The organism is Psychrobacter sp. H26 (assembly GCF_059073035.1).
In genome coordinates this window covers 713,422-725,561 of sequence record NZ_JCACRW010000001.1, presented here as the reverse complement: position 1 = coordinate 725,561, position 12,140 = coordinate 713,422, and the positions used below count along the sequence as shown (strand labels likewise).

8 protein-coding genes are annotated in these 12,140 nt (G+C 41.3%); 7 read left to right on the top strand and 1 reads right to left on the bottom strand.

Features of this window, described 5'->3' with window-relative positions:
* Positions 1-74: 74 nt before the first annotated feature.
* The 5 genes from AC5JPT_RS03025 to AC5JPT_RS03005 all read left to right on the top strand — a co-directional run bounded on the left by AC5JPT_RS03025 (position 75) and on the right by AC5JPT_RS03005 (position 8,618).
* Positions 75-3,026: a P-loop domain-containing protein gene (locus AC5JPT_RS03025; RefSeq protein WP_493857071.1), complete on the top strand. Its 2,952-nt coding sequence runs from the start codon at positions 75-77 to the stop codon at positions 3,024-3,026.
* A gap of 62 nt (positions 3,027-3,088) precedes the next feature.
* Positions 3,089-4,330 (top strand): 2-methylaconitate cis-trans isomerase PrpF, encoded by a 1,242-nt coding sequence (gene prpF, locus AC5JPT_RS03020; RefSeq protein WP_493857070.1) that lies wholly within the window; start codon positions 3,089-3,091, stop codon positions 4,328-4,330.
* 38 nt (positions 4,331-4,368) lie between these two features.
* Complete coding sequence (locus AC5JPT_RS03015; protein WP_493857069.1) at positions 4,369-6,222, top strand: ABC transporter ATP-binding protein; 1,854 nt, start codon at positions 4,369-4,371, stop codon at positions 6,220-6,222.
* Positions 6,223-6,293: 71 nt separating this feature from the next.
* On the top strand, positions 6,294-6,920 hold the full coding sequence (locus AC5JPT_RS03010; RefSeq protein WP_493857068.1) for a GNAT family N-acetyltransferase: 627 nt from the start codon (positions 6,294-6,296) through the stop codon (positions 6,918-6,920).
* 144 nt (positions 6,921-7,064) lie between these two features.
* Complete coding sequence (locus AC5JPT_RS03005; protein ID WP_493857067.1) at positions 7,065-8,618, top strand: bifunctional 2-methylcitrate dehydratase/aconitate hydratase; 1,554 nt, start codon at positions 7,065-7,067, stop codon at positions 8,616-8,618.
* A gap of 53 nt (positions 8,619-8,671) precedes the next feature.
* On the opposite strand, the gene AC5JPT_RS03000 is transcribed toward AC5JPT_RS03005, so the two are convergent.
* The gene (locus tag AC5JPT_RS03000) at positions 8,672-9,421 is read right to left on the bottom strand and encodes an SDR family oxidoreductase (RefSeq protein ID WP_493857066.1); all 750 of its coding nucleotides are present in this window, start codon (positions 9,419-9,421) and stop codon (positions 8,672-8,674) included.
* Between the two features lie 158 nt (positions 9,422-9,579).
* On the opposite strand from AC5JPT_RS03000, the gene AC5JPT_RS02995 reads away from it, so the two are divergent.
* Entirely contained in the window at positions 9,580-10,956 is a 1,377-nt protein-coding gene (locus tag AC5JPT_RS02995; protein ID WP_493857065.1) for a DUF2868 domain-containing protein, read from the top strand.
* Between the two features lie 182 nt (positions 10,957-11,138).
* Positions 11,139-12,113 carry a sterol desaturase family protein gene (locus AC5JPT_RS02990; protein ID WP_493857064.1) on the top strand — a complete coding sequence of 325 codons (975 nt, stop codon included), beginning with the start codon at positions 11,139-11,141 and terminating at the stop codon, positions 12,111-12,113.
* Positions 12,114-12,140: the final 27 nt, after the last annotated feature.

Below are 12,140 nucleotides of genomic sequence, written 5' to 3'. Positions count from 1 at the left end.
ATTATATATGATGTATAGGTTGTTTTATTCAGAAAATCCATGCTACAGCCAACTAATAAAAAAGGACTTAAAAGATGATAGATTTTTTTGAAGATTTAGTAGCTAGTGATGAAAGTACTTGGTTAGAATTTAAATCATATTGGTACTGGAACGGTGAGTCTAAAAAGAAAGAAGAAGGATGGAATGAATTATTAAAAGATGTATCAGCAATGTTCAATACGATAAGTCTAGAGAACCAAAAAAATCCTAAAAAATATATAATATTCGGTTATGATGAGAAGACTAAAGAACATAACAATTATTTTAAAGATAAAAGCGGAAATGATATAGACGACCTAATGGACTTAGAAGAACTAAAAAAAGATTTGATCAAGAAAATAAGAAATAGATTTTCTTGCTATCCAGAATTTAAAAATAGTTCTGAGCTGTATGAAATTGAAAGCCTAATAGAAATTGAGGAGATTAAGTATTCCAATACAGTAAATTTAGTTTTAACTATACATAACGCTCCTTATTTATTACAACAAAAATCGAACACAGGAAAGGGAACTAGGAATGGGGATGTTTGGATCAGAAAAATAAAATCAGATGAAACACCAGAAAATATTATAGCTAATCATTCACAAATAAGCGAATTAATAGAAATAATACAAGATATAAAAATAAAATCTTATCCAGAAAATGAAACTACAATATTTAAAGTTGTAGATGCATTTAGAGATAAGAATCTTCCCAATGCAGATATAATAAACATATCTAGTGAAAGAAATTACACTACTGGGATTTGTTATGAGCTTTATAGTATAGAAGGTAAATTTTCAAACCCAATATATTTCCTGTACTTCACTAAACAAACATCTCAAAATAAGACGTTTGATCATATTAAGAGTTTAAATGTTATTGATAAAAATGAAAAATTGTTTGTTCTACTTGATACGATAAACAAAAAAGGCGGGCTTATAGATATAAATAGGATATCTGATATATTTAAAGAATCCTATGAAAAGTCAGAAGCTTACTATATCGATAGATTTTCTTTAGTCATGCTTTATGAAGAATTATTTAATAATAACGTGTTCTATAAAGGTCAAAATTTAAATAAGAATTTTATTAAACCGTATACAGAGGAAAGCTCAGATAAAACTGCAGATTTATTGATAAATGAATGGTATCGAAGTGACAACCATCCCTTACTTGTGCTTAAAGGAAGTGGTGGTTGTGGAAAAACAACTGTTGTTAAAAACTTTATAAAAAACCTATCTAATTCTCAAAGCAATGTAAATGTTTTATATGTGAACTCTCATGAAATAATTAACGATATTATGAAGATGGATAAAATAGAAGATGTTTTTGACTTCTACTCTATATTAGCAATAAAAAACAACTTAATAGAAAAGTTCAATAAAAAATTATTAGCCCTCTCTAGTGACAATGGAAATCTAGTTATAGTTCTTGATGGTATTGATGAGGTAATTGCAAAGAAAGGTAGTGACTTTAAACTCGATACTTTAATTGAGTCTATATTTAATGACTACTCGGGAAATTTAAATAAAACAAAAGTAATAATGACGTGTAGAGACTTTTTTTGGGATGATTCACAAAAAATAGGCGATTTAAGAACTCTTAGGCTTAAACCATTTGATGAAAAACTAGCTGAAAAATATTTCAACAAAGTTTTTAATAGTGATAGCAAAAAAATTCGTCAATCCATGACTATAGCATCTGACTTCAAGATTAACGGTAGCGAAGATGAACCAGCGCTATACATACCTTATATACTAGATATGATAAAAGAAAATATTATTACTGATGAAAATAATCTAACCCAAGATCTTAAAACCGAAGTCCTTCAATATAGCTCTAATGTTCATGACTATTTAGTTGCTAAATCATGTGAACGTGAAATTATAAAACTAGATAATCTCGAAATCGATGATCAGATAAAAATATTTAATAAAATAGCTATAGACTATGATGGTATTTTAAATGAAATACATTTAGAAAAAATATTAGAAAGCATGCATGCAACCAAAAATCTTAAAAAGTTTAAGGATCACCCTCTTCTTATTCATGATAATGGTAATTTATCATTTAGGTATGATTTCTTTGCAACTTACTTTAAATGTTTACACCTTTACAGTTTTTTTGCTAATCAGAATTTTGATACTATCGATGAAACTATTTTTAGCCTTCTTATTCGTCAAGTTAGTTTTGGTAATGAATTTACGTCGATGTTAAAAAATAGGTTTAGCCCTAATTTTTCAGAAGATTTAAAATTAATAATAATGTTTCTAATAGATGGTGGTTACCAACTAAATAACTTAAAAGATGATAGGAAATTAATGTTACTTAGTTCATCTTTATTTATTCTATTACTAGATATTTGTAATAATTTAGATAAAAGCGAAAGGACTGGATTGCTCCAGGAAATGTACGAAAAAAACGGCTATATAGAAAACTTAAGTATTATAGACCTACATTCAGATTCTAAAAATATAACTTTCGATTTTAGAGGGCTTAAATTTAATAACTGTCTATTCGATAACTATGATAGATTTTCAGAATGCGTCTTTGACGATAATACTATTTTCAAAAATACTATATTCAAGCCTAAGTTGTCGCATAAGGGGCTAACTACAAATATTTCAAACAATAATATAGATTTTTCAACTTGCAATACTGTAGGGCTTGATGACCTGCTTCAAATGAAAACTGCATTAAAAGATGTAAAGCAAGATGAAAACCGAAGAAGTGTAAAAAGGATTATTAGCTATTTTTGGAACAATGGCTATTTTACAGACAAGCTTGAACGAGAGGCTAAAAATAGATTTAAAAATATCTACCAGACTTTTGAGAAATTAATGAGCATTGGTGTTATTTTATCAAAGAAACAAGCTACCTCACAAAAGAGGCAAGATACTTTATATTACATATCGGACGACTATCTAGATTTGAGAAAAATATTTGAAGAAAATATGTCTTGTTATGAATTTGAATTAATTTTAAAGAAATTAGAAAGCCCTTAATTTTTTTAAACTAATACTTTAAAGGATTTATGACTCAATTATATTATAGAGGACTCTTAAAGATGACCCAAGTCACCACTTCCGCCGCCCCCCAAATCCCCATCCCTGCCACCTATATGCGTGGCGGCACTTCAAAAGGTACGTTTTTTAAATTGTCTGATTTACCTGAGCGCTGCCAAGTCGCTGGCAAGTCACGTGATCAATTTTTGCTACGTGTTATCGGTAGCCCAGATCCTTACGGTAAGCAGATTGATGGTCTAGGTAATGGTAGCTCCAGCACCTCAAAGACGGTTATTTTATCCGAATCAGATAGACCTGATCATGATGTGAATTATCTGTTTGGCCAAGTCAATATCGCAAAGCCTATGATTGATTGGGCGGGAAACTGTGGCAACTTAACCGCAGCTGTTGGTGCCTGTGCCATTAATATGGGTCTGGTCGATGCCGACAAAATTGCTAATAGTATCGACGAAGATGCTGAAAGCGGTATTTGCGAAGTCCTTATCTGGCAAGAGAATATCGGTAAAACCATCATCGCCCATGTGCCAGTCTATAAAGATGCAAATGATAAAGTACAGGTTCAAGAGACGGGCGACTTTGAATTAGACGGTGTCACCTTCCCAGCTGCTGAAGTCAAAATTGAGTTTATCGATCCTGTAGATGCCACTAGCGATATGTTCCCTACTGGCAACTTGGTCGATGACTTCGATGTGACGGGCTGCGGTCTACATTCTGACAGCGTCAAAGCTACTTTTATCAGCGCTGGTATTCCAACCATTTTTATGAAAGCGGAAGATTTAGGCTTTACCGGTACGGAGTTGCAAGGCGACATCAATAGCGACAGCGAGCTACTTACCAAGCTTGAGATGATTCGCGCTACAGGCGGCGTGGCAATGGGGCTATTCAAAGACATAAGTGAAGCACAGACTAGCCAACACATTCCCAAACTCGCATGGGTTGGTGCAGCACAGAGCTATACGGCCTCTAGTAGTAAATCGGTCGATGCAGACGAGATTGATTTAGTCGTACGCGCCATGAGTATGGGTCAATTGCATCACGCCATGATGGGTACAGCCGCGGTCGCTATTGCTGCTGCCGCAACCACACAAGGCACACTCGTCAATCAAGCGGCAGGTGCTGGCGAGCTGACAGAGGTACGTTTTGGTCATCCATCAGGGACATTGCTCGTCGGCGGTAAGACCGAACTGGTCGATGGCCGCTGGCAAGCCAAAAAAGTGTCGATGAGCCGCTCAGCAAGGCGTATTATGATTGGTGAAGTTTTTGTACCAGCGGATGCATTTTAAGCGTAGCCATGGCTTATTTTAATTTACGATAGAGTTTTATGCCGACACCTCCCCAACCCCGCCGTGTACAGTTAGACAAGAAAGCTCCAGTCGAAAAGAAAGAACGGCGGGCACTGCTGTGGGATATCCTCAAAAAACTGGCGGTATTTGCTAAACCTTATCGATTGCTTATTATCGCTACCTTGGCGCTGACCGCATTAGGCTCCTTTACCGCACAGGTTAATGCGTTTGTACTGCGTTATACCGTCGATACCTTGACAGAAATTGCCACGCTTGCTGAGCCATGGCAGGCGGGTTTACGTATGCTAGGGATTATTAGTGCGGTCCTCCTGACCAAAGAGATCCTGTCGATATTCATCTCTTTCGGTCAGCGTTTTTTTGGTGAAAAGATTCGTATCAACTTGTCTCGTGATTTGTCTCAAAAAATCATTGAGCGCATCCTTACCTATCGTATGGCGTTTTATACCAGTAGTGAAAATGACAGTGGTAAATTGCAAACCCGTATCGATTACGGGGTTAGCAGTTTAACCAGCCTGGTGCAAAACTTCTTTATCGATATGCTACCGCTATTTGCCAATGCAATTGTGGCACTTATCATCATGTTTTCGACCAATTTTTGGGTTGGTATGGTCGGTCTTATTATCATACCCATTTACTTCTTTATCAGCCAAAAGCAAGCACGTCGTCTGCAAGGGTTTCGTCGGCAGATGCGCGGGTTTCGCGAAGCCAAAAGTGGTTTGGTAATCTCCTTGATCAATTCGATCAGCGTCGTCAAATCTTTCGTTCGTGAGTCTATCGAAGCTGAGAAGCACTTAGCCATTCAAAAAGAGATGACGGATAATCAGCTGCGTATTCGCAGTATTGGTTTTGTTTATGACGCTATCAAAACCTTTATCGAGCAGATTGGCGTCGTGGTTATCATCCTTCTCACCGCTTATTTTGTCCTACAAGGTGAGATGACCATTGGCATGATTTTATTTCATGTCATGCTGTTTCAAAACGTCGCCGCCCCTATCCGTCAATTACACCGTATCTACGACCAGATCAATAATGCATTGACCTATGCCGAAGGTTTCTTTGATATTTTAGAAGACGATAAACAAGTCGAAAATATTGCTGGCATCAGTAGCGACAATCTAAAAGGTCATATCGAGCTTAAAAATGTTGATTTTACCTATCCGAATGGTACACAAGCGCTAAAGGACGTCAGCTTCACCATCAAGCCCAATCGTATCACTGCATTAGTGGGTCTCTCTGGTGCTGGCAAAAGCACCATTATTAATCTGTTGGTCAAGTTCTACGCGCCAGACGCTGGCACGATATGTTTAGATGGGCATGATTTGGCCGACTGCGATACCCACGAGCTGCGTCAACGCATTGGGCTAGTACTACAGAGCAATCATATTTTTTCGGGTACGATTAGTGAAAACATCCGCTACGGCAATATGAATGCCAGCATTGATGACATTATTATTGCGGCAAAAAAAGCCTCTATCCACGAGCAGATTATAGGGTTAGTTGATGGCTATGAGAGTACCGCCAAATCCTTATCAGGTGGTCAACAGCAGCGTATCGCGCTGGCAAGGATGTTTCTAAAAGACCCACCTATTGTGTTTTTGGACGAGCCGACCGCCAGCCTAGACGCTATCGCCAGTCAGCAGGTCAAAAAAAGCTTAGATCTCATCAAAAAAGACCGTACCGTCATCATGGTCTCACACAATATTGCTCAAATCATCGATGCTGATGATCTGGTAGTCATAGAAAATGGTGAAGTGGTCGAGACAGGCACACATGAAGTACTGTATGCCCAGCGCGGTAAGTATTTTGAGATCTTTAGTGCTATGTCCGATAGTCTAAACTTAGACAAAATCAGTCAAACCCTAAATGGTTAGGCATGGTGAATGCCTGTTTAAATCGTTATAATGCCCCTATTTTACCGCCTATTGCCAGAAGCTAGACCATTATGAATTGTGAATTTTCTTTAAAAACCTTTGACGAGCTGACCTCAGTTGATCTTTATCATATCTTAAAAGCACGCTCTCAGGTCTTTGTCGTCGAACAAAGCTGCGCCTATCAAGATATGGATGAGGTCGATTTCGATTGCTTGCACCTTATTGCCCATCAAAACGCAGCGTTAGTAGGCTATTGCCGCATCGTTCCGCCCGAATTCAACAAACTAAAATCAAATCTATCGGTTGCTGATCCTGCCATCAAAACCAACCACACTACTATGCCAGCTATTGGTAGAGTGCTCGTACTGTCCGAGCATAGAGGTGACGGTCTAGCACGGCAAATGATGACACAAGCGATTGCCCACTGTCGCAAAAAATATGGCAAAAAGCGCCCGATTATTATCTCGGCCCAGGTGTACTTGCTAAGTTTTTATGAGTCTTTGGGCTTTGTGCCTGAAGGCGAGCATTATCTCGAGGACAATATCGAGCATGTAAAGATGGTACTGTATGTCGCCAAGAAAAATAAAGTCAAAAAAGAGAGCACCGACACCGCATCAACCACAACCAAAGTTTTGAGTTTTCTGCTGTTTATTATAGCGGCGCTGTTTATCTTAGGGTTGCTATATCTCATGATTTAAACGGCAAGTAAGGTCTTAATTCTTAACACAATTCAAATTGGTTGTTCCATATTGAGTGTGCTACTTTTAAATGACGATGGCTTTAAAAGGATAACCAGAATCATTGGTTAATAAAGCGGCACACTCAAGGAAGAGGACACAACCATGTCAAATAATCACTCAGATAATCATTCAAATACAGCCAATGCAAATACAAAAAATGCAACCGTAGAGAGCAATGTTCGTCCGGAATACGACGTCGAAATCCAAAAGATTGCCGATTATGTGCTTAATTATTCAATAGATGACGAATCATCGAACGCTGCTGAGGCATGGAGCACCGCGCGTTATTGCCTGATGGACACCATTGGCTGCGGTCTGCTGGCGCTGAGATTTCCTGAGTGTACCAAGCACTTAGGCCCTAATTGTTCCGACCAGATAACACCACATGGCGCGCGTGTTCCTGGTACTGCTTATCGGCTAGATCCAATCAAAGCCGCTTTTGATATCGGCTGTATCGTGCGCTGGCTTGACTACAATGACACGTGGCTCGCTGCCGAATGGGGACATCCTTCTGATAACTTGGGTGGTATCTTGGCGGTCGCGGACTATATCAGTCAGAAAAATATCAGCCAAGGACGAGCGCCGCTTACGATGAAGGCCGTGCTTGAAGCGATGATCATGGCGCATGAGATTCAAGGCGTACTCGCGCTTGAGAACTCATTCAACCGTGTGGGGCTCGATCATGTGTTTTTGGTCAAACTGGCTTCCACTGCGGTAGTTGCCAAACTCTACCAGCTACCCCGTGAGCGCATCATGGCAGCCATCTCGCAAGCCCTCGTTGATGGTCAGGCACTGCGCACCTATCGCCATGCCCCCAACGCTGGTAGTAGAAAATCATGGGCAGCCGGTGATGCAACCAGTCGTGCAGTACGCCTAGTAGATATCACCGCGCGCGGCGAGATGGGTATCCCAGGCGCATTAACCGCACCGCAGTGGGGATTTTATGATGTGCTGTTCAGCCATACCAATCAGGATCTGGCCACAAAGCCACAAGACGAGCGCCGTTTTACCTTTCAGCGTGATTTTGGCAGTTACGTGATGGAAAATATTTTATTCAAAATAAGCTTTCCTGCTGAATTTCACGCTCAGACCGCTTGTGAAGCAGCGGTCATTTTGCATCCACATGTCAAAGACCGAGTAGATGATATCGAAAAAATCGTTTTGACCACGCATGACTCAGCGATTCGCATCATCTCGAAAGAAGGCGCGCTTGCCAACCCAGCCGATCGCGATCACTGCTTACAATATATGGTAGCCGTGCCACTATTGACAGGTGATCTAATGGCGGAGCACTACGAGAACGACTATCACGAGGAGCATCTATCCATTGATGAGCTACGCGGCAAAATGGTAGTAGAAGAAAACGTACAGTACTCAAAGGACTATCATGATCCCAGTAAGCGCTCTATCGCCAATGCCATTCAAATATTTTTTGCAGATGGTAGCAGCACAGAAAAAGTTGCCATTGAATATCCTATCGGTCATAAACGCCGACGCGCCGAAGGCATTCCTGTATTAGAGGCAAAGTTCCGTGCCAGTCTGGCAACTCGTTTTGTCGACAGCCGTTGTCAGCAGATCATTGAATTGTGTGACGATCAAGAAAGACTAGAACAAACACCGGTAAATGAGTTTATGGACTTATTCATGGCTTACTAATTATGGCTGATTAACGGCGCATCTTTTATGGTCTTATTTAGCTAATATAACTGCTACCAAGGTATCGACTCTCCCGCCCAATCGACAAAACTGCCTGATTGGGCTGCCGTCATCCCTAATAGGACATCTAATAAGCACTTCGCGCTATATGCTGGTGAGAACAGATGTCCTTCAGCAACATTGCCTTGGAACGGCGCGGAGAGCTGAGTATCAACAGTGCCTGGTTGCATGACAACCACGCACACGTCTTTTAGTGACCTGCCCCATTCGATACTTAGATTTTTCATACCCATATTGAGCGCCGCCTTACTCATTCTATAGCTATACCAACCGCCGAGCTGATTGTCAGTAATACTGCCAACACGGGCCGATATGGTCGCAAAAATCGCTGGATGCTCAGCACTACGTTCAGCTTTGGCGAACAATGGCTTGATGTGCTTGGCGACGAGCAACCCTGCTAGCGCATTGATTTGCATATTTTGCAAAAAAAACTCGGTATCCATTTGTCGCAGCGCTTTCTCTGGCTGCGCGGTATCTGTATGCAATAACCCCACACAGTTGATGACCCAATCTATATGGCCGACTGTCTGCTTGATGGTATCGGCCGCGTTTTTGATGCTGTCCTCATCGCTGATATCCATCGGTAGCCAGTGCAGGTTTTCTGTTTCGATATCAGGTTCAGTGCGATGATAAGTGGCAAATATTTGTACACCATGGCTGTTATTGGCTTGCACCAGCTGCTGAACCATCGCTTGACCAATACCGCCTGTACCACCGATAATTAAATAAATTTTGTCATTCATGTGATACTTTTCCTTGTTTATAAGTCTTTATTTATTTTGGCTGATTTTATGAGGGTTTGCTATAGTCAATATACGCTACAATAATTGCTAGCGATTAAACCGACGTTTTGTTGTATCTTATTTTTATATTGATGTTTTTATACGGATATCAGCGCCTTATGCTATCACCTCAAGACCAATTGACCGAACTAGTACGTGCCTTAGAGAGCGATCAGCATGTGTTTGCTACTGACCCGTTACTTATCACTGAAAAGCTACAGGGTGAGGTTGGCACACCTATCCAAAAACTGCATAGACGTGCATCCCGTATCGATAGCAATGGGGCGCTCGCTCGGGTGCTTGGTAAAATTGATGGTCGCATAAAAGGCATTATGATTGTCATGAGTGTGGTGTGGTGCCTCTCGGGATTTTTGGGATTATTTACCCTCTTGCAATCCAACGTCGTTAATTTCTTTTATGTACTGGTCTGCTTGCTTGGGTTTCACACTATTATGCTTGGCGGTTGGCTTGTCATGACACTCATCAATCGAGACCAACAAGCGCCCAGTTGGTTTGCCAGCTTTGCCAGTCCAAGCTACCTTATACGCGGTAAAGACGATGTGACCAAGGCGGCAGTCGATCTTTATGAGCGGCAGTTGCAGCATAGCGGTATGCGCTGGTATTTGGGCAGATTTAGCCATCAGTTGTGGCTTGCGACATTGACGGGTATGCTGCTTGCAATTATATTTTTGTTGATTGTGCGCCAGTATAGCTTTAGCTGGGAGTCGACCCTACTCTCTGATCAGGCGCTAGTAAGCTTGACTCAAATCCTCGGCTGGCTGCCCAGTATGGTTGGGTTCGATGTGCCAGATAGTACTGCCATTGCCCAAAGCCGCCTTGTGACAGACGCCATGCCATTGTCTGTTGCGCGGCAATGGGCAGGCTTGCTAGTGGGTAGTTTGCTTATGTACGGTATTGTGCCGCGCGCGATAGCATGGGCATTTTGTGCCTTGATGTTCCGCCGCAAAAAAATGCGTTTGGACATCAAGCAACCGTATTATCAAAAGATAATCAATTTTTGGCAGCGCCATGTGGTTGATGCCGATGACTTTACAGAAGCGCCAGCACCTATCGCACCCAAAGCGGCGGTGAGTGCTGGCAAAAAACTGGTTGCCCTACTCGAATACCCCTCAGATCAGCAAACATGGTGGCAGTCAGGTCTTGAAAAATCAGAAAGCATTGAGAATTTCGGTATTGTGGATGACCGTGAGGACATGGCACGTCTCAAAGACTACTTGGATGAGCATCCAGTACAAGTACTACTGGGTATTCATAGTAAGGCATTGCCTGACCGTGGTACGCTACGTAAGCTTGACCAAATCGCCGCTCATGCAACAGATGGACTGATTGTACAGCTACTCAGTGACACTCAACCACTTACTGATACTGATTTTACACCTAACGATGCCCCAATAGACAAACAAGCCGTTCGCTATCAGCAGTGGCAAACCGCACTCTCTGCGCGAAAAATTGGTTTAGTTGACGTTAATTATTAGACTATTGACTTTTTTAGAGTCGTATTTTTAACGGCACTTTTTTCATGGCAATTGTCATCGTAACTAAAACAACATAAAACAAGTATGATGGATAAACGGTTGGATTTCTCATGACCCGATAAAAATTAGCGATAAAGGTCATTGAGTTAACAAGGATGTTTTATAGTGGCTAGGAGCCCGATATGGCAGCAGACAATACTCTCTTGACGCTCGGTCAGTATGGTCAGGTATTAGACGATTACAAAGAGGCACTAAACCAAAGCATACTAGCGGCCTCCCCCGAGTCATGGCAGCCGATGCTGGCAAGTATCTTACCTGCACACTGGCAAGAATGGTTATTGCCGCTGGCAGGCGGTCCCTTCTTCTTATTGTTTTTGGCGGAGTGGTTCTATCAGTCTAGGCGTGGTAACGGTAAGCACTTTAGCTGGCGCCGTGCGATGACCAATTTTAGTTTGGGTGGTTCCTACTTGGGGTTTGAGCTGATTGTCCAAGCACTGATCGTGCTACCTATTTGCCTGTGGTTGTATCAGTATCGATTGTTCACCATCGAGGTGACATGGCTGACAGCCATCCCTATATTTGTCGCTGTTGAATTTAGCTACTATTGGTTTCACCGTGCATCACACCGTATGAATTGGTTTTGGTCAGCGCATGTCGTACACCATTCAGATGATAATATGAACTTATCGACTGCTATGCGCCAGAGTCTGCTGTACTCAGTAACGGGCTGGTGGGTGTTCTTTGTTCCACTGATGTTGCTAGGCGTTCACCCGGTATGGGTGTTTTTCTTTTATGCTCTAGATTTGATCTATCAGTTCTTTATCCATACCGAGACGGTTGGGAAATTCCCAAAATGGATTGAGTATATTTTTGACACACCATCCAATCACCGCGCCCATCATGGCACCAATAACGAATATATTGACCAAAACTACGGCGGCGTCCTTATTATTTTTGACCGTTGGTTTGGTACTTATGTAGAAGAAGATATAAGCAATAATCCCGTCAGATATGGTGCAGTTGGTGAGGATAGCCATGACAATATTATTAGTCTGATATTTGGGGTCTTTTACCGCATGTGGCAGCGGTTTTTTCGTGCTAAAGGGCTTAAGAAAAAGCTCAAGGTACTACTACGCCCGCCTAGCGCAATCTCATAAGTGATTTATAACGGCGATGTATCGAAG

What these genes read in the sequence shown, in the direction of transcription:
- AC5JPT_RS03025 (WP_493857071.1), top strand. Translation starts at nt 75, where the DNA reads ATGATAGATTTTTTTGAAGATTTAGTAGCTAGTGATGAAAGTACTTGG.
- prpF (WP_493857070.1), top strand. Translation starts at nt 3,089, where the DNA reads ATGACCCAAGTCACCACTTCCGCCGCCCCCCAAATCCCCATCCCTGCC.
- AC5JPT_RS03015 (WP_493857069.1), top strand. Translation starts at nt 4,369, where the DNA reads ATGCCGACACCTCCCCAACCCCGCCGTGTACAGTTAGACAAGAAAGCT.
- AC5JPT_RS03010 (WP_493857068.1), top strand. Translation starts at nt 6,294, where the DNA reads ATGAATTGTGAATTTTCTTTAAAAACCTTTGACGAGCTGACCTCAGTT.
- AC5JPT_RS03005 (WP_493857067.1), top strand. Translation starts at nt 7,065, where the DNA reads ATGTCAAATAATCACTCAGATAATCATTCAAATACAGCCAATGCAAAT.
- AC5JPT_RS03000 (WP_493857066.1), bottom strand. Translation starts at nt 9,421, where the DNA reads ATGAATGACAAAATTTATTTAATTATCGGTGGTACAGGCGGTATTGGT.
- AC5JPT_RS02995 (WP_493857065.1), top strand. Translation starts at nt 9,580, where the DNA reads ATGCTATCACCTCAAGACCAATTGACCGAACTAGTACGTGCCTTAGAG.
- AC5JPT_RS02990 (WP_493857064.1), top strand. Translation starts at nt 11,139, where the DNA reads ATGGCAGCAGACAATACTCTCTTGACGCTCGGTCAGTATGGTCAGGTA.